Source organism: Cellulomonas sp. GbtcB1 (genome assembly GCF_019091725.1).
GTDB lineage: Bacteria > Actinomycetota > Actinomycetes > Actinomycetales > Cellulomonadaceae > Cellulomonas.
In genome coordinates, this window is record NZ_JAGXJG010000050.1 from 17,208 (window position 1) to 33,371 (window position 16,164).

Annotated in this window: 23 protein-coding genes; 5 read left to right on the top strand and 18 right to left on the bottom strand. The window is 74.6% G+C overall.

The genetic code is table 11. The features are described from left to right. Positions 1-431: 431 nt before the first annotated feature. From KVT14_RS15795 to KVT14_RS23495, 4 genes are read right to left on the bottom strand one after another with little or no spacing between them, the layout of a single operon-like run. On the bottom strand, positions 432-821 hold the full coding sequence (locus KVT14_RS15795; RefSeq protein WP_217616535.1) for a hypothetical protein: 390 nt from the start codon (positions 819-821) through the stop codon (positions 432-434). Continuing rightward, positions 818-2,044, bottom strand: a complete 1,227-nt coding sequence (locus KVT14_RS15800) for a hypothetical protein (protein WP_217616536.1) — start codon at positions 2,042-2,044, stop codon at positions 818-820. Before KVT14_RS15800 ends, KVT14_RS15795 begins: the two co-directional genes overlap by 4 nt. Further along, positions 2,041-2,361, bottom strand: coding sequence for a type VII secretion target (locus KVT14_RS15805; RefSeq protein WP_217616537.1), 321 nt, complete (start codon positions 2,359-2,361; stop codon positions 2,041-2,043). The genes KVT14_RS15800 and KVT14_RS15805 overlap by 4 nt, the downstream gene beginning before the upstream one ends. A gap of 4 nt (positions 2,362-2,365) precedes the next feature. Next, complete coding sequence (locus KVT14_RS23495; RefSeq protein WP_217616538.1) at positions 2,366-2,737, bottom strand: YbaB/EbfC family nucleoid-associated protein; 372 nt, start codon at positions 2,735-2,737, stop codon at positions 2,366-2,368. Positions 2,738-2,954: 217 nt separating this feature from the next. Between KVT14_RS23495 and KVT14_RS15815 the strand changes: the two genes are divergently transcribed. Next, positions 2,955-3,281, top strand: a complete 327-nt coding sequence (locus tag KVT14_RS15815; RefSeq protein ID WP_147795686.1) for a hypothetical protein — start codon at positions 2,955-2,957, stop codon at positions 3,279-3,281. Here the strand turns inward: KVT14_RS15815 and KVT14_RS15820 are convergent. From KVT14_RS15820 to KVT14_RS15830, 3 genes are all read right to left on the bottom strand, one after another. Continuing rightward, positions 3,229-4,170 carry a DMT family transporter gene (locus KVT14_RS15820; RefSeq protein WP_308161119.1) on the bottom strand — a complete coding sequence of 314 codons (942 nt, stop codon included), beginning with the start codon at positions 4,168-4,170 and terminating at the stop codon, positions 3,229-3,231. The two genes, KVT14_RS15815 and KVT14_RS15820, sit on opposite strands and share 53 nt — an antisense overlap. A 109-nt stretch (positions 4,171-4,279) precedes the next feature. Further along, the gene (locus tag KVT14_RS15825; protein ID WP_217616540.1) at positions 4,280-5,029 is read right to left on the bottom strand and encodes a hypothetical protein; all 750 of its coding nucleotides are present in this window, start codon (positions 5,027-5,029) and stop codon (positions 4,280-4,282) included. 17 nt (positions 5,030-5,046) lie between these two features. Further along, positions 5,047-5,346 (bottom strand): hypothetical protein, encoded by a 300-nt coding sequence (locus KVT14_RS15830; protein WP_217616541.1) that lies wholly within the window; start codon positions 5,344-5,346, stop codon positions 5,047-5,049. A gap of 190 nt (positions 5,347-5,536) precedes the next feature. Between KVT14_RS15830 and KVT14_RS15835 the strand changes: the two genes are divergently transcribed. Together KVT14_RS15835 and KVT14_RS15840 are read left to right on the top strand one after the other, a co-directional pair. Beyond that, positions 5,537-6,124, top strand: coding sequence for a TetR/AcrR family transcriptional regulator (locus tag KVT14_RS15835; protein WP_217616542.1), 588 nt, complete (start codon positions 5,537-5,539; stop codon positions 6,122-6,124). A gap of 125 nt (positions 6,125-6,249) precedes the next feature. Continuing rightward, a complete protein-coding gene (locus KVT14_RS15840; RefSeq protein ID WP_217616543.1) occupies positions 6,250-7,002 on the top strand; it encodes a class I SAM-dependent methyltransferase in 753 nt (250 codons plus the stop codon). Positions 7,003-7,017: 15 nt separating this feature from the next. On the opposite strand, the gene KVT14_RS15845 is transcribed toward KVT14_RS15840, so the two are convergent. From KVT14_RS15845 to KVT14_RS15865, 5 genes are read right to left on the bottom strand one after another with little or no spacing between them, the layout of a single operon-like run. Continuing rightward, positions 7,018-7,617 carry a hypothetical protein gene (locus tag KVT14_RS15845; protein ID WP_217616544.1) on the bottom strand — a complete coding sequence of 200 codons (600 nt, stop codon included), beginning with the start codon at positions 7,615-7,617 and terminating at the stop codon, positions 7,018-7,020. Then, entirely contained in the window at positions 7,614-8,417 is an 804-nt protein-coding gene (locus KVT14_RS15850) for a hypothetical protein (RefSeq protein WP_217616545.1), read from the bottom strand. The genes KVT14_RS15845 and KVT14_RS15850 overlap by 4 nt, the downstream gene beginning before the upstream one ends. After that, complete coding sequence (locus tag KVT14_RS15855; protein WP_217616546.1) at positions 8,414-9,712, bottom strand: hypothetical protein; 1,299 nt, start codon at positions 9,710-9,712, stop codon at positions 8,414-8,416. Before KVT14_RS15855 ends, KVT14_RS15850 begins: the two co-directional genes overlap by 4 nt. Continuing rightward, complete coding sequence (locus KVT14_RS15860; RefSeq protein WP_158372591.1) at positions 9,712-10,008, bottom strand: hypothetical protein; 297 nt, start codon at positions 10,006-10,008, stop codon at positions 9,712-9,714. The genes KVT14_RS15855 and KVT14_RS15860 overlap by 1 nt, the downstream gene beginning before the upstream one ends. A gap of 57 nt (positions 10,009-10,065) precedes the next feature. Beyond that, positions 10,066-10,527 (bottom strand): hypothetical protein, encoded by a 462-nt coding sequence (locus KVT14_RS15865; RefSeq protein WP_217616547.1) that lies wholly within the window; start codon positions 10,525-10,527, stop codon positions 10,066-10,068. 243 nt (positions 10,528-10,770) lie between these two features. Between KVT14_RS15865 and KVT14_RS15870 the strand changes: the two genes are divergently transcribed. Further along, positions 10,771-10,977: a hypothetical protein gene (locus KVT14_RS15870; RefSeq protein ID WP_217616548.1), complete on the top strand. Its 207-nt coding sequence runs from the start codon at positions 10,771-10,773 to the stop codon at positions 10,975-10,977. A 46-nt stretch (positions 10,978-11,023) separates the two neighbouring features. Here the strand turns inward: KVT14_RS15870 and KVT14_RS15875 are convergent, their stop codons facing one another. From KVT14_RS15875 to KVT14_RS15900, 6 genes are all read right to left on the bottom strand, one after another. Further along, positions 11,024-11,533: a hypothetical protein gene (locus KVT14_RS15875; RefSeq protein WP_217616549.1), complete on the bottom strand. Its 510-nt coding sequence runs from the start codon at positions 11,531-11,533 to the stop codon at positions 11,024-11,026. Between the two features lie 2 nt (positions 11,534-11,535). Then, positions 11,536-11,844, bottom strand: coding sequence for a hypothetical protein (locus tag KVT14_RS15880; RefSeq protein ID WP_217616550.1), 309 nt, complete (start codon positions 11,842-11,844; stop codon positions 11,536-11,538). Further along, positions 11,841-13,247 carry an ADP-ribosyltransferase gene (locus KVT14_RS23220; protein WP_217616551.1) on the bottom strand — a complete coding sequence of 469 codons (1,407 nt, stop codon included), beginning with the start codon at positions 13,245-13,247 and terminating at the stop codon, positions 11,841-11,843. The genes KVT14_RS15880 and KVT14_RS23220 overlap by 4 nt, the downstream gene beginning before the upstream one ends. Continuing rightward, positions 13,244-13,561, bottom strand: a complete 318-nt coding sequence (locus KVT14_RS15890) for a type VII secretion target (protein ID WP_217616552.1) — start codon at positions 13,559-13,561, stop codon at positions 13,244-13,246. The genes KVT14_RS23220 and KVT14_RS15890 overlap by 4 nt, the downstream gene beginning before the upstream one ends. 3 nt (positions 13,562-13,564) lie before the next feature. Then, on the bottom strand, positions 13,565-13,936 hold the full coding sequence (locus tag KVT14_RS15895; RefSeq protein ID WP_217616553.1) for a YbaB/EbfC family nucleoid-associated protein: 372 nt from the start codon (positions 13,934-13,936) through the stop codon (positions 13,565-13,567). Positions 13,937-14,321: 385 nt separating this feature from the next. Then, the gene (locus KVT14_RS15900; protein WP_217616554.1) at positions 14,322-15,293 is read right to left on the bottom strand and encodes a hypothetical protein; all 972 of its coding nucleotides are present in this window, start codon (positions 15,291-15,293) and stop codon (positions 14,322-14,324) included. Between the two features lie 257 nt (positions 15,294-15,550). On the opposite strand from KVT14_RS15900, the gene KVT14_RS15905 reads away from it, so the two are divergent. Next, positions 15,551-16,164: carbohydrate ABC transporter permease (locus KVT14_RS15905; protein ID WP_217616555.1), on the top strand; the 614-nt coding region annotated here is incomplete at its 3' end.

Sequence of the window (16,164 nt, forward strand, 5' to 3'; positions counted from 1 at the left end):
TCGTACCGGACGACATCGGCGCCCTCGCTCACCAGTCGGCCGAACCCCGTCGTGCCCATCGTCGCTCCGCCCGCCTGGTCTCACGGCCATGCGCGGTCGGTCGTCGCGGCCTTCCATGAACCACGACTCGGGATCGTCCACAGGAATCACGATGACCCCGCGGAGCGGGTCCTGCGGATCGATCCCGTAGTCGTGTCGCGCGAACTTGTCGTCGGCGGACACGAGCCGCCCATGAGCAGATGACGCCATGAGTGCCTCCTGCAGCAGAGATACCCAGTTGGCGATCGTGTTCGCGTGTGTCTCCCGATACGTCGCACGAGCACGCTGTCCACCGTCGCATCAGGGTCGTCCCCAACTCGTAGCGGACCTCGTCAGGCGTCGCGGCGACCTTGCGCCCGTCCACGGCGAGACCCCTGCGCGATGCCTCTCCGCTACGGCAGCGGCGGCGGCGGCGCGAATCGCTCGGCGACTGCGACGATCGCCTCGGGGCTCAGCCGAGGCGGCGCGCCGGCTCGCGCACGGGCCACGATCTCGTCCGGGACGCGCGCACCGTATCGCCGGACGTAGTAGGCGAGGTCCTCCGACCAGACGTACTCGCCGTCCGACAGCACGTTGATCCCGCTCACGTCGCGGTGCTCCGGCTCGATGACGTCGTCCGTGCGCGCCGTCGTCGCGACGATCACGCTTCCCTGCTCGAGGTAGCGGGCGACCGTTTCCCGCAACCCGGGCTCGAGCGGGTGGGCGAGGGCCTCGTCGATGCTCGGACCCTCGGGATCTCCGTGACGCAGTTCCCTGAAGAAGCCCAGCTCGGTCGATGTCACGCAGCATCCCCTCCAGTCCGCGGGTCGAAAATACGCCACTCCCCGGTCAGGTTCCTCTGGGTCGGGCCGATTCCGGTGGCGCCGTTCGACCAGATCCACAGCGTGTCAGACGGGGCCTCGACCTGGGTACCCAGGGCGTCGGCCAGCCGCTGAGCGATGCCATCGGCGTCGCGCCCGGTGCTACAGCTGAGGAGCCGGATCGGTGAGCCGTCGTAGTCGGGCTGTCTCCTGATCAGGTCAGCCAGGGTCCGATGATCGATCGCCAACGTCGACCCATCCGTGTGCTCCAGGAAGACGCGCTCGGGACTGCCGTGCATCCCGACGTCGTACCAGCCCGGCTTCGGCGGGATGTTCGTCGAGTAGTTCCGGATCGCCTCACTCCGCGGGAACCGATTGAGGTCCGCCGCCGAGGCGTCGTCCAGGTACCGCTGGAGAACGCCCGGGCCGGCTCCCGGGCGCCCCGCTCCCGGCAGCCGCCCGCGCACCCCGGAGGCGAGCCGCGCGAGCACGTCCTTCATCGCCTCCAGCAGCCCCTTCAGCGACTTCGCCGAGGTGAGCAGGTCCGTCACCGACCGCCCGACCCGCACGGCCAGCGACGACACCCGGGTCGTCACCTGCGACACCACGTACGGCGTCGCCAGTCCGACGGTCAGGACGAGCTCCGCGGCCCACGAGATGATCGAGCCGACGAGCTGCGCCAGGGTGTCCCGGACCAGGTCGTGCACCACCTGGACGACGGTCGAGCACGTGCGCAGCGCGGACGCCATGGCCGACGCGGACCCGCCGCCGGCGCGCACCCGGTCCGCCAGGTTGTTCGCGTAGGTCGCGTACGCGACGACCGAGGCGCCCGACATCGCCTCCAGGTCGGCGGCCACGATGCGGTTGAGCTCGTCGCCCGCGCCGTTCATCGCGGTCGCGACGTTCTCCCACGTGGCGGCGAACCCGAGCACCGCACCGGCGTCGCCGGTGAGGTCGTTCAGCCAGCCCTTGAGCGGCTCCAGGTGCTCCATCAGCCAGCCGAGCCCGGCGGCGATGAGCGAGCCCAGCGGGTCCATGACGGCGGCGGCGGTGTCCAGCGCGACGCCGACCCCGGAGAGCCCCGCCGCGAGCCAGTCGCCCGACTGCAGGGACGCCGACAGCTGGGTCACGGAGTCGAGCAGGCCGGCGCCGCCGAACGCGGTCGAGGTGTCGACCGGGCCGGCGACCAGGGGGTTGGCCGTCACCGGTCGAGCGCCCGGGCGATGGACTGCATGCGGGCCTCGACACGCTGGTCGGCCTCGTCGATCGAGCGCGCCATCGCGCCCAGCTCGGTGATCATGCCGTCGGCGGCCTCGCGCATCGCCGTGACGGCGTCCCGGGCGGCGCTGTCGACGCCCGAGACGATGCCCGGCAGGAACGAGCACAGGACGCCGAACGCGCCGCCGTGCAGGTCGACGGAACCGGCGGCCGCCTGCGCGGTGCCGAGGTCGCCGGCCACCTGGCCGACGCGCGTGCCGTGGCGCCGCAGAACCTCGGTGTCGACCTCGAAGCCCCCGCTCACGCGATCACCGCAGCCGACCGGCGAGCTCGCCGCGCAGGTGCTCGGTCACCGGCGACTCCGCACCGAACGCGTCGGCCGTGACCGCGAGCGCCTGGCGTCCGGCGTCCCGGCCCGCGGCGCGGACGGTCTCGACGATGAGCGCCGCCAGGTCGCGCGGCGCGAGGTCGGTCGCGCCGTCGGCGAGCTGGAGGTCGACCAGCTGGCCCGACGGGTCGGCCTCGGCGGTCACCTCGCCACGCGGGCTGCGCGCCCGGCCGCGGAGGCGGTCGAGCGCGTCCTTCACCTCGGCGGCCTTGGCGGCGCGCTCCTGAGCGGCGCGGATGTCGGCCTGGACACGCTCGATCGCGGCGTCCGGGTCGTCGTAGAACGAGGTCACGTGACGCACTGTAACGGCGGCTCCGACTCCGCGACGCCCCGGTGCGCCGAGCGCCACCCGTCCGGGCGCCGCCCGTGCGCCGAGACTGCAGAACCGGACTCCATCACGCGCCGCGCGGACAGTCCGGTTCTGCAGTCTCGGTGGCCGGTCCGGGTCAGGCGCAACCGGCGACCTCGCGCCCGACCAGGCTGCGAGGGGCGCTGCCACGATGACCGGCATGGAGACCCGTCGCAGGCCGCGCACCCGCATCGCTCTCGCCGTCGGGGTCGCCGCCGCGACCGTGCTGCTGCTCGCCGCCTGCGCCGCGGGCGTGAACCCCGACGTCGGTCAGGCGCCGCCCGGGGCCGAGGAGCCCGCCGGGTTCTGGCTCGGGCTCTGGCACGGGATCATCCTGCCGGTCACCTGGATCGTCTCGCTGTTCACCCGGACCGTCTCGCCGTACGAGGTGTTCAACTCGGGGAACTGGTACGACTTCGGGTTCGTCCTGGGCATCACGATCGTGTTCGGGGGGCCGTTCGGGGCGGGGCGGGCGCGCCGGCGGTGACGGGTGCGCGCGCCGCCGCCCGCGTGACCCGCGCCTCCACCGCCAGCACCACCGCCACCCCGGCCCCGCACAGCGCGAACCCCACGAGCGTCACCGGGGTCAGCGGCTCCCCCAGCCCGACGGCGCCCGCCGCCGCGGTGGCCGGCGCGACCAGGAACAGCAGCGCGTTCAGCGCCGTCACCCCGATCCGGCGCAGCAGCCACCAGTACAGCCCGTAGGCGACGAGTGTGGGGAACACCGCGGCGAGCGCGGTCGCGACCCAGAACCCGGCGTCGGCCGGCGGCGAGAGCTCACCCGCAACGGCCGCCGCGACCAGCAACGCCGCCGCCGTCACCACCACCTGCACCGTGAGCACGACCAGCACCGGGGGCCGCGAGGGCAACCGGCGCTCGAGGAACGTCGCCGCCACCAGGCACGCCATCGCGGCGAGCGGCAGCAGGTACGCCGCCGCGGGCGCCTGCGATCCGCCGAGCTGCGACCGCACGACGAGCAGCACCCCGACCGCACCGACCGCCAGGCCGGCCCACTGCGCCCCGCGCACCCGCAGCCCGAGCAGCGGCCCGACGAGCGTCGCGACGACCAGCGGCTGCACCGCGTCGATGAGCGCGGTGGTCCCCGTCGCCACGCCCGCGGCGATCGCGGCGTACACGAGCACGACGTAGCCGAGCTGGGCGAACAGCCCGATCACCGCCTGCCGTCGCAGGTCCGCCCGCGGGACGTCGCGGGCGGCGCCGGTCGCGAGCGTCACCGCCACGAGGGCGACCGCGACCGGGACGAACCGCCAGACCAGGAGGGTGAGCGACGAGGCGTCGACGGTCGCGACCTTCGCGATGACGAAGCCGGAGCTCCAGCTCGCGACGAAGCCGACCGCGGCCAGACCGACGAGCACGCGGGCGAGTAGACCGACCTGTTTACTCATGTCGAGGGACTATACAGACCTGTTTACTCGGGCGCGCCCCGAACGCGGGAGCGCGGGCGCCCGGCACTCGCGGCGCGGCCTACCAGCGCTCGAGCACGGACAGCATCCGGGCGACCGCCTCGCGCTGCGGGGGCCGCAGGTCGGTCCGGCGGAGGAGCTCGCGGCACGACTCCTTGCCGAACAGGACGCCGGAGGTGCCCATGCCGTCCCGGCGCAGACCCCCGGCCACCGCGGCCTGGAGCGTGTCCGCCTCCACAGCGGCCTCGAAGTCCGCGTCGGTGGCGTCAGCTGGGCTCCCGAACGCCCGGTCGACCGCCGCGAGCGCCGCCTGCGTCTCGCGCACCAGCGCCCGCGCGTCCGCCCGCGCCCCCTTGAGGGACGCGTCCCGCGCAGCACCGACCCCGCCGAGCACAGCACCCTCGATGTCCCGTGCGGCAGCCTTCGCCGTCGCCGCCCGGGCGATCGTGCCGCGGAGCACGACCGGCCGCGCCGACACCCGCTCCACGACGAGCATCGACAGCATCCGGGACTCGCTGAACCGGTTGGCGAAGCCCGAGTAGCCCACCACCCGGACCGCGGTCACGTCGTCGGCACGGACGCGGCGGGTCACCAGCCACGAGACGCACCGCAGCTCCCGCCCGTCCCAGGAGACGCCCATCAGCACCATCCGCCCCAGGAGCGCGACGCCCAGGGCACCCGCGACCGACGCCGCGACCGGCGCAGCCCTCGCCTCCAGCCCGACGGCGAGTGCGCACATGCCGACCCAGAAGCCCCCGAGCAACCAGGCGAGCGGGCCGTTCCGCAGCAACGGCCGGCGCCTCCCGGTCACGCTCGCCCGAATGTGCCTCACCCGTCGACCCGGAGGTGCCACCCCGCGTGCGCGAAGGCCTCGCGCACCCGTGCGACGACGAGGTCGGCCCGCTCGCGCGGCAGGTGCGCCATCGACTCGGCGTACAGCTCGAAGCCGGTGCGCCTGCCGCCCCGGGCCTCCGCGCTCACGTCGACGTCGCCAGCGGCGTCCGAGTACCGGATCGTGAGGCGGTCCACGACGACCACGGACCAGCCCTCGCTCGAGCGGACGCGACCCCGGAGAGAGGTGCGCAGTCGCGGGGCGCGGTGGGCGGCGTCGCCGGATGCGTGGCGCACGGCTGCTCCTCGGAGGGCGGTCGACCGCACGATCGATGCGGTCGTCCGTACCGTAGGGGCTGCACCGGTGCCGGCGGCGGCGCTCGGCGGCGTTCACCCGTTCGCGCGCGCCGAACGGCGTCGCGCACGGCTGCCTCGACCGCGGCCGCCGAACCCGTCCGCACGGTAGACCGATCGGTATACTCGCCGCATGGCCACGCCCGAGCCCGCCACCCCGCTCACTCCAGGCGCCCGCCGCGTCCTCGACGCCGCGTCGGACCTGTTCTACGAGCGCGGCATCCACGCCGTCGGCGTCGACACGATCGCCGAGGCCGCCGGGGTCACCAAGAAGACGCTCTACGACCGGTTCGGGTCGAAGGAGGCGCTGGTCGTCGCCTACCTGCGGGCGCGGGACGCGCGCTGGCGCGAGCACCTGCTGGCGACCCTGGACCGCGTGCCGTCGCCCGGGCCCGAGCGCGTGCTGGCGGTGTTCGACGCCGCAGCGTCCTGGTCGACGGCGAACAGCTCCCGGGGGTGCAGCGCGATCAACGCGCGGGCCGAGTCGTCGGTCGGCGACGGGGACGCCGTGCTCGCGGAGGTCGCCGCGGAGAAGGCGTGGCAGGTCGGGCTGCTCGTCGACCTGTGCCGGGAGGCGGGTGTGCGGGAGCCCGAGGACACCGCGCGGGCCCTGATGCTGGTCTATGAGGGGGCGATCGTCACCGTCGGGATGGGGACGTTCGACCGGCCGTTCGCGCGGGCGCGGGAGGTCGCGGCGGCGCTGCTGGCGCCCCGGGCCTGAGCCGACCCCGGCCGACGTCGAGGCTGTCCCGCGCAGGGTCCCTGACTCCCTCGATCTCGCCGTGGACCCACGACCTCGGCCGAAATACAGCGACCACACCCCCGCCGCGGTGCGACGATGCCGCGATGCGCCCGTTCGAGGACCTGGCCGCCGAGGCCGCCGCCGCCGACGTCACCGGCTGGGGCTTCGGCTGGCTCGACGGCCGTGCCACCGAAGAGCGCCCGCCGTGGGGCTACGCCCGCCTCCTCGCCGACCGCCTCGCGCGCGTCGACTCCGCGCTCGACGTCGACACCGGCGGCGGCGAGGTCGTCGCCGAGGCCCCCGTGCTCCCTCCGCGGATGGTCGTCACCGAGGGGTGGCCGCCGAACGCCCGCCGTGCGCGGGAGCTGCTCGGCCCGCGCGGTGTGGGGGTGGTCGAGCCCGGCGACGGGGAGCAGCCGGCCGACGCCTCGTTCGACCTCGTCAGCGCGCGGCACCCCGTGCGGCCCGACTGGGCCGAGATCCACCGCGTGCTGCGGCCCGGCGGCACCTACCTCGGGCAGCACGTCGGGCCGCGGTCGGTGTTCGAGCTGATCGAGCGGTTCGTCGGCCCGGTGCCGGGGCCGGTCGCGCGCGACCCCGACGACGAGGCGGCCGACGCCGAGCGCGCCGGGCTGACCGTCGTGGACCTGCGGCGGGCGACCTGCCGGATGGAGCTCCACGACGTCGGGGCGGTCGTCTGGCTGCTGCGGAAGTGCGTGTGGTGGGTGCCGGACTTCTCGGTCGACCGCTACGAGGACACGCTGCGGGCGCTCGACGCCGAGATGCGGGCCGGGCGGCCGGTCGTGGCGCACTCGACGCGGCACCTGATCGAGGCGCGCCGGGGGCCGGCGGCCTGACCGGGGTGGCGCCCGTCAGCCCAGGTGGCCGCCGATCGCGCCGGCGCCACCGGCCTTCGCGGCGGTGAGCACGCCGGTCGTGATCAGGCCGGCGAGCGGCGAGCTCGCGACGGTGCCGCCGCCGTCGAGGTGGTCGGCCTGCTTGCGCAGCGCCTCGGCGACCGGGCGCGCGCCGCCGGCGCGGTGCTGCTCGACGACATCGGCGATCTGCCGGAGCAGGGCGGGCGGCTGGGACTGGTCGAGGTAGTCGGTCCGCGCCACGAGCGAGGCGTACAGAGCAGGACCCCGCGCCGCCTTCGCCCTGAGCAGGAGCGCGCCACCACCGTTCGGCACCAGCGACACCGCCGTGCCCGGCTCGAGCCGCACCTCGCGGCGCCACACCCGGCACCGCACGCGCACCAGCGAGCCGGCGACGGGGTCGAGCCACGTCGACTGCCACACCAGCACCACGAAGTACAGCGCCAGCGGGACCATCAGCAGCATGAAGACCCGGTTCTCGGGCTGCGCGACCCAGAGGTAGCCCAGCACGGCGACCACCCCGACGGCCGTCGCGACGATCCACCGCCGCGACGACCGCGACGAGAAGGCCGGGATCCGGACCAGGGTCTCGGTCATCGCGCCCCGGCCGCCGCCGACGCCACCGCCGCCGCGGTCGACACGGCCCGCTCCGCGAGCTCCCGCACCTGCGCCTCCAGCGCCTCCCGGGTGAGCGGCCGCGCGACCACGGGACCCCCGGACGCCTCCCGCGCCGACAGCGCCCACGCCCCGCCCGGCCCGGTGAACAGCCCGAGCAGCTCCGGCTCGCGGTCGTCCGGCACCCGCACGACGACGTCGGCGCGCACCAGCGCGGACCCGAGGTGCTCGACGACCTCGGTCGGCGGCTCGTCGGGGTCGGCGACCGCGATCTCCGGCCCGGTGCCGTCGGCCGTCTCGGGGTGCACCGCCGCGTCGAGCATCAGGTCGCCGAGCGTGCCGGCCGACGCGAGCGCGAACCGGTGCTGCCCGTCGGTCGTGACCTGCTCGACCAGCACGACGTCCCGGACCACGTGCGCGTACCAGTAGTCCTGGCCGAGCACGGTCGACCGGGCGACGCACACCGTGGCCGACGCACCGCGGCGGAGCGCGACGAGCGACAGCACGTCCTGGCGGACCTGGAGCTCGACGGTCGGCTCGCCGACGGCGGCCGCGAGCGCCGCGGGGGTCGGCGGGTCGACGATGCCGCGCGCGAGCAGGCCGCGGTAGGCGGTGCGCAGGGCGACCTCGCGGTCGGCGTCGGGCAGCGTGGCGAGGTAGGGCGCGACGACGAGGCCGCCGGGGCCGGCCAGGATCGCGAGCTCCTCGTCGGTCAGCACCTCGACCGGCACCGGGGCGCCCGGGGTCTCCGGCGACGCAGCCGCCTCGGGCGCGGCGGTCACAGCAGGCCGCCCGAGAGCACGCTCAGCGCGCCCTTGCCGAAGTCGGACACCGCATCCTTGGCCTTGTCCACCTGGTCCCCCGCCCAGTCGGCGGCGTTCGACACCGCGTCCGTCGTCGCGTTCCACGCGGTCGTCGCGCCGTCCCAGACGGCCTTGCCCGCCGTCGACACGAAGTCGCCGATGGCCTCGCGGTTGTCCCAGATCAGGTTGCCCAGGCTCCAGGCGCCGTAGGCCAGCACCGCGCCGCCGGCGACGGCCAGGCCGACCGGCCCGAGGGCCAGCGCGCCCGTCCCGACGGCGATGAGCGTGCCGGCGCCGGCCGCGCCCGCGAGGCCGAAGCCGCGGGTCGCCCAGCCGCGGGCGCCGTCGTAGCCGCCGCCGGTCACCGTGTCGGCGAGGCCCGTCAGCACGGTCAGCGGCAGGAACGCCTTGCCGGCGGTGCGCAGCAGCCCCGCGCCCCGGGCGCCGAGCAGCTTGGTCATCCACTCGGCCGCGGGCTTGCCGTTCTTGAACACGTCCATCGCGGCGTCGGCCTTGGCGAAGTTGTCGAGCATCGCCTGGTAATGCGTGATCGGCGCGCCCGAGGCCCGGAGGAAGTCCAGGAACGCCTTGCCCTTGGTCGCCGACTTCATGACGCCCTTGATCACCTGCGCCAGCGCGACGCCGCCGGCGCCGACCGAGCCGAGCGCGCCGATGACGTCGCCGCTGGCGAACGCGCGCTGCAGGTAGGCGTCCACGGCGGACTGCAGCGTCTGCGGCACCTCGACGGCCGACAGCTTGTCCGCCACCTGCTGGTCCGTCGTCGCCACGTCCTGCAGCGACGTCGCGATGGCGTCGGCGTGCTCCTGCGCCTCCGCGTTGAGGGCGCGCTGCTGGGCGTCCCGCTGCGCGCCGGCGCCGTCGGGGTCGCCCGCGGCGGTCATCACCGGCGGGAGCGTGGGCGCCGTGACCCGGCCGTCGCCGGCGACGGTGAACCCGGCCGCGGTCGCCGCGTCGACGGTCGCGAGCACGGCGGACTTGGCCCGGCCGAGGTCGGTGGCCCCCGAGGCGAGCGCCGAGCGCGCCGCCTCCAAGGCGTCCGCGAGCGCGAATCCGGTGGTCGCCTCGCTGGCCATGCGCTGCGCGGCGGCCTGCGCGGCGTCGCCGTCCCAGTGGTCGCCGAGGCGGGTCATCGCGGACTTGGCGGCCTGCACCTGCGCATCGACCGCCTCCTGCGCGGTGCCGACGCCGGTCGCGGCCTCCGACAGCGCCTCGGGCCGCCAGCTCCGCACGACCTCCAGGGTGAGCGCGGCCATCAGAACGCCCCCATCGCGCCGAACCGGGTCTGCACGGACCCGTCCGCCGCGCGGTAGCCGTCGGCCGACCCGGAGGCGCTCGCCGACATCCCGCGGATGTTCTCCCCCAGCACCTGCACCGCGGCGCCGACGCGCGTCGAGACCCACACGGCCGCGTCCGGCACGGCTGAGCCGGGCAGCGCCGCCTCGATCCCCGCGAACGCGCCGGCGACGTCCAGCGCCTGCAGCTCCGACGCCACCGTCTCCAGCTCGGACGCGGCGGTGTCCAGCGCCGCGATCGAGACGTCCACACTCATGCGTTCCGTACCCCCGGGTGTTGCGGTCGTGCGCGTGTCAGAAGGTCGTCGGCGGACTCAGAAGTCGCCGAGCGAGGTGAGGGCGCCCCCACCCCCCAGTCCCATGTACCGCCCCAGCGGCGACGACGCCACCGGGAGCCCGGCATCCAGGTGATCCGCGTGCGCCCGGAGCGGGGCGATCACGGCGGTGGTCTCGCGGGTGCCGCGGGCCTCGAGCTCGTCCGCGAGCGCGCGCGCGACCGCGGCGGGGACACCGAGCGCCGCACCGCCGTGCACCTCGATCAGCGGGAGGAACACCCGCCGCCAGCCGCGCTCGACCATGAGGCCGGTGCGCTTCTTGCTCGACGTGAGCGCCAGCAGGACCCGGCGGTCCAGCGTCACGGGCTTGGTACGCAGCGAGCGGCGCTCCGGGTCGAGCACGCCCGTGCCGCGGTCGAGGCGGGCGACGACCGCACCGCCGGCGGCCGGGTCGAGCGCGCGGACGGCGACGACGCCACCGGATGCTGCTGTGCTGCTCACGTTCGGAACTCCCCGTCGGCCTGCTGCTGCGTGCGGGCCGTCACGCTATCAAGCGGCCCTGGGCCTGCGGCGTCACGACGCCACGGAGGCGAACGGGGTCGCCCGCCACACGCCTCCGGGTGGAGCGACATCCCGAACCGCAGGCGAGGTCTAGAGAAGACCGCCCGCGCGGCGAGTCGGATCGCGACTACATTGCCTCAGGCAAGCACGTGAGTCGACGGAGACGAGGCGTAGGTGCATCGCATGACGGTCGGCCTCGTGCTGACCCTGGCACTTGCCCTCGCGTCGGAGCTGATCGTGCAGACGACCAGCTGGTCGCGGTTGCCCGTGCTGATCGTCGTCCTCGCGGTCGGCCACCTGCTCGACGCGCTGATCCGCTCCTGGATCCGCAGCCGCTCCGGCCGGGACGAGGCGTCGCACCGGCTCGCCGAGCGCCCCGGCAGCCGATGACCGGCCCACGGCCGCACTGGAGTCGGGCCACGCCCGTCCCCCCGGGTCAGGAGGGCTGGATCTCCTGACCCGACCACGTGCCCGCGAACTTGCCCGGCACGTTCACGGCGGACCGCTCGCCGTGCAGGTCCTGCTGGACGACCCGCTGCACCCGGCCCGCGAGCTCGGCCAGCGTGGCGCCCCACTCGGTCGGCTGCGGCAGGCTCTGCGTCAGGTCCAGCTCCTCGATCACGTACACCGCACCGGAGTAGCCCGGCACGGTCAGCTCGACGAGCGGGCGCCAGACGGTGCCCGGCAGGACGACGACCTCGCGCTCCTCGGGATGGGCGGAGAACTCGCTGATGCTCCGCGCCGTGCGGTTGAGCAGGACCAGCAGAGCCGCGCTGGTGAAGTCCTCGGTGGCGACCCGCGGGCTCCGCGACGACGCGTGGACGCCCGTCGTCGCGACGACGGTCCGAGGCGGCTCCGACCCCTCGGGCAGGCCCCGGAAGGAGAAGCCGTCGAACCGGGGCAGCTTGTCCATCGCGCTGAGGAAGGCGTGGGCGGCGTCGGACATCGTCAGGGGTTCTCCGGTCGGTCTCGGTGGTCGTGGCGCTGGTCGCGGTGCCGTCCGCGGGCGGCTCCGGTCGTCGATCCCGACGCCGGGTCGACCGGTTCGACCGTCCCGTCCGGGCGGACGTGACCCGTCACCTCGCTCGCCACGGGGACGCGCGCCTTCTGCAGGCCGAGTCCGTCGTCCGTCACCGGCCCGTGCTCCGCTTCCAGCTCGGCCTCGCGACGGGCCGCCCAGGCGGCGAACACGCGCTGCTTCTCCTCCGGGCTGAGCGCCCGCCACTCCGGGCCGACCGGTTCCATCAGGTCGTTCACGGCGCCTCCTCGAGCTCGTACCGCGTGAAGCCTCTCGGGTCGGGATCCGCGCCCCGGACGATGTACGGCGTGCCGGGAGCCATCAGGATCTCAGCCTCGTTCCCGAAGTGGGACAGCTGTTGCACATCCACGCCGCTGCGCCCCGAGATCGTGAAGTACGCGTTCCCGCCCTGCGGCCTGATCTCGGGGTCGACGGAGTTCATCCTGAACCGCTCGGCAACGGCGGGGCTCTGCGACGTGCTCCAGAAGGCCGGGTCCGCGACCTGGTTGCCCACGACGTAGTCGCTCTCGATGTGCTCCGGTAGGTGCGAGCCGCGCAGCGTGACTCCAGGGACCTGAGGGAGCTTCGCGAGCCCGGACACCGCGTTGTCGATGTCGGTCTGGATCCTCACGGCCTGCTCGGGAGTAAAGTCGCGTGTCTGCCGGAGGAGCGAGTTCATCTCGTCGTAGCCGGTCACCGTCGTGTACCGGTAGATCCCCAGCACCTCGTCGCTGTTCAACGTCGGGTGCCGCGCGGCCACGGCCTCCGCCCAGGCGTTCGCGTCGTGCCCGTTCTTGGGGTGCGGGATGTCGCTGATGTCGGGGAGGGCGGTCCGGGTCGGCACGCCAGGGACGTCGGCCGTCCGCGGCGCCGGTGCAGCCGCGCCGGGGCGCCGCCCCCGCACGCCCTGCGCGAGACGGGCGAGGATGTCGCCCATCTCGCCGAGCAGCCCCTTGAGGTTCTTCACGGCGTTCACCACCGCCGTCACCTGCCGGCCGATGCGCGCCGAGACCGACGCGACGCGCGCCGTGAGGTCGGCCACGACCTTCGGCGCGCCCGCGCCGACCGTGACCACCGCGAACAGGGCGCCCGAGATGATCCCGCCGATGATCTGCGACAGCGTGTCCCGCACGAGGTCGTGCACGGCCTGCACGATCGTCGAGCAGGTGCGCAGCGCGGAGCCCATCGCAGACGCGGACGACCCTGCGGCCCTCGCGCGGTCGGCCAGCCCGTTCGCGTAGGCCGTGTAGGCGGCGATCGACGCCCCGGACATCGCCTCGAGGTCGGCGCGGACGAGCCGGTCGAGCTCGTCACCGGCGCCGTTCATGGCGGCCGCGACGTTGTCCCACGTCCCGGCGAACCCGAGCACGGCGCCAGCGTCGCCGGTGGGGTCGTTGAGCCAGCCCTTCAGCGGCTCCAGGTGCTCCATCAGCCACCCGAGACCCGCGGCGATGAGCGAGCCGAGCGGGTCCATCGCGGTCGCGACGGTGTCCAGCGCGACACCCACACCGGACAGGGCGGACCCGAGCCAGTCACCGGACTGCAGCGAGGTGTTCAGGCTCTGGAGCGAGTCGAGCAGGCCCGCGCCACCGAACGCCGTGGAGGTGTCGACAGGGCCGGCGACGAGGGGGTTCGCGGTCACCGGGCGAGGACCCGGGAGATCGCCTGGAACCGCGACTCGACCCCCTGGTCGGCCTGGTCCACGGACCGCGCCATGACGCCGAGCTCGGCGGCCATGCCGTCGGCCGCCTCGCGGATCGCAGCGATCGCGTCCTTCGCGGCCTGGTCGGTGCCGGCGACGATCGGCGGCAGGAACGAGCACAGCAGGCCGAAGGCGCCGCCGTGCAGGTCCGAGCTGCCCGCGGCCGACTGCGCGGTGCCGACGTCGCCGGCGACCTGCCCGACCCGGGTCGCGTGCCGGCGCAGCACCTCGGTGTCGATCTGGAACCCGTCCACGCCTCAGCCCAGCCGCGGCGCGAGCTCGGTGCGCATCTGCGCGGTGACGGGCGACTCCTCGCCGAACATCTCGGCGGTCACGACCATCGCCTGCTGCGCCGCGTCGCGCGTCGCGGCGCGGACCGTGTCGAGGATCAGCGCGGACAGGTCGCGCGCCACGATCTCCGTCGCGTCGTCGGAGAGCCGGAGGTCGACGAGCTGCCCGCCGGTGTCGACCTCGACGGTCACCTCCCCGCGGGGGCTGCGTGCCCGGCCGCGGAGCCGGTCCACGGACTCCTTGAACCGGGCGGCCTGCTCCGCGCGCTCCTGAGCACCGCGGATGTCGGCCTGGATCCGCTCGAGGGCGGCGTCCGGGTCGTCGTAGAACGAGGTCACGTGACGCACTGTAACTGCCGTGACGACTGGCCCCGGCCGTCGCCCGGGAGGACCACCCGGACGGCGGGCGACCACTCGGCCTACGGTGTCCGGCCCCGCCGCCGACGATCGGGGTGGGCGGGACCGGAATGCGTAGTAGGGGGGAGCACGCCTCCCGGGCTTCCCCTGCTAGACCCGGGTTTCGGGTGGTGCTCGACGCGTCGGGGGCTCAGTCGGCCTACCGTGGACCCGGGTGGCCGACCTGACGGTAAGGCCAGACACGGGTCGGGTTCCTGCGTCGGTGGGGGCCCGAGAAGGTCAGGAAGTAGACCCCGGTCTGTCGCCACCCGCCTCGCCCTGCCACGCGCCGTCGGCTCCCGGCACGGGACGGCCGATGCCGGAGACGTCAGCGCCAGCGGTAGCTGAACGCCCAGTCCAGCGCCGCGAGCGCTTGCGGTCCCAGCTCCGGGTGCCGCGCCCGCAGCGTCGCCGCGGCCTCCGCGCAGCCGCCCTGGTACCCGTGCCGGCCCCAGTCGACCTCGTAGCCGGTCATCTCGGCGTCGATCGACCGCACGCGCTCCACCAGCTCCGCGGGGTCCCCGTCGACGTGGAGTGCCGCGACCGCCTGCTCGTCGGCCCACGGGAACGGCGTGCTGCCGTAGGAGAGGTAGGCGACCACCGCGGCGCTGAGCGCCTCGTCGACGACCTCGCGCCCGGCGTACGGATCGCCCTGCGGCGGCGCGGGCGGCACGCCGCGGGGGCCGAGGCCGGCCGACGCGGGCTCGGGTCCGGCCGGGAAGGAGAACCGGAGCTCGTCGCCGCGCGCGCGGCTCGCCCACGTGTGCACGGCTCGGGACGCCCGCACCAGCTCCTGCAACGGCTCTCCGCCGAGGTGCAGCGCCCACGGCGTCCCCGGGTCGAGGACCAGGCGCCGCACGTCGGCTCGCCGCAGCGCCGAGGCCAGCCCGCGCGCTCGCAGACCGCCGGGCGCTCCGACGAGCGCCGCCGCATCCGCGCCGGAGTGCAGGACGAGGACGCCGTCGGCGGCGGCGCGACCGGTCGGCGCCAGCACGTCGTGGTGCAGCAGGGCCGTGCGGACCAGCGGTGTCGGGATCGCCGACCGGTGCGCGAGCCGCGTGCGGAGGGACGTGGCGCGGATCCAGCGCTCGTGGTCGCGCCAGGTCGGGTGCAGGGCGTCGGCGTGCTCGTCCGGGACCGGGGCGACGGACCGCTCCGTCACGTTCCAGAGCGTGGCGCAGCCCGTGCACCGCCACAGCCAGAGGCGCGTCTCGGCGAAGTCGAGGAGGTAGGGCTCGTGACCGGCGGTGTCCGCGAGCTGACGGCACGCGCGGCAGCCCGCGGGCGCGGTGCCGCTCACCGGGCGGGGCCTGGCGGCGACCAGGCACGACGTGCGCTCATCCGGGCACTGTAGGGCCGCCCGGCGCCCCGCGCGGTCGACCGTCTGAGCCGCCGCGACGTCCTGGCAGGGGCTCGGGAGGGCACCACGCGCTGCTCGGGCGTACGCGTAAACGATGCGTTACATGCTTGATTCTGATTGCTTGGAGCGCTTACGCTCGTCTTCACGCAGCGCAGGGTGCACAGTCGCACCCCTGACGCCAGGACGAGAGGTGTGTGATGTCCAGCTCAGCCACCCGGGAACGAGGCCAGTCCTCCCCGGCCGAAGCGGAGGGCGAGCCCCGGGCCCGCCGGCCGATCCACCACCGCGAGAAGTGGGCGGCGCTCGTCCTCCTCGTGCCGGCGATGGTCGGCTTCGTCGTGTTCTGGATCCTGCCGAGCGGCCGGAGCATCTGGTACTCGCTCACGGACTTCGACCTGCTCAACGACCCGCAGTTCATCGGCCTGGACAACTACCGCGAGCTGCTGACCGACGACGTCGCACGCAACTCGCTGGTCGTCACGGTCCAGTTCGTCGTCGCCAGCGTCGTCCTCGGCACGGTCCTGGCGCTGCTGACCGCGGCCCTCATGCAGCGGCTGCGGCTCAAGACCTGGGTGCGGTCGATCCTGCTGCTCCCGTGGCTCGTCCCGAACGTCGCCATCGCGCTGATCTGGGCCTGGCTGCTCGACGGTCAGCTGGGCTACTTGAACCACCTGCTGCACGCCGTCGGCCTCCCGGGCGTCTCGTTCTACAACGCCAGCCAGGCCATGCCGATCATCATCGCCATCGGGATCTGGTCGGGCCTCGGGTACACCGCGCTGCTGCTCTACGCCGGGATGACCCAGGTGCCGAA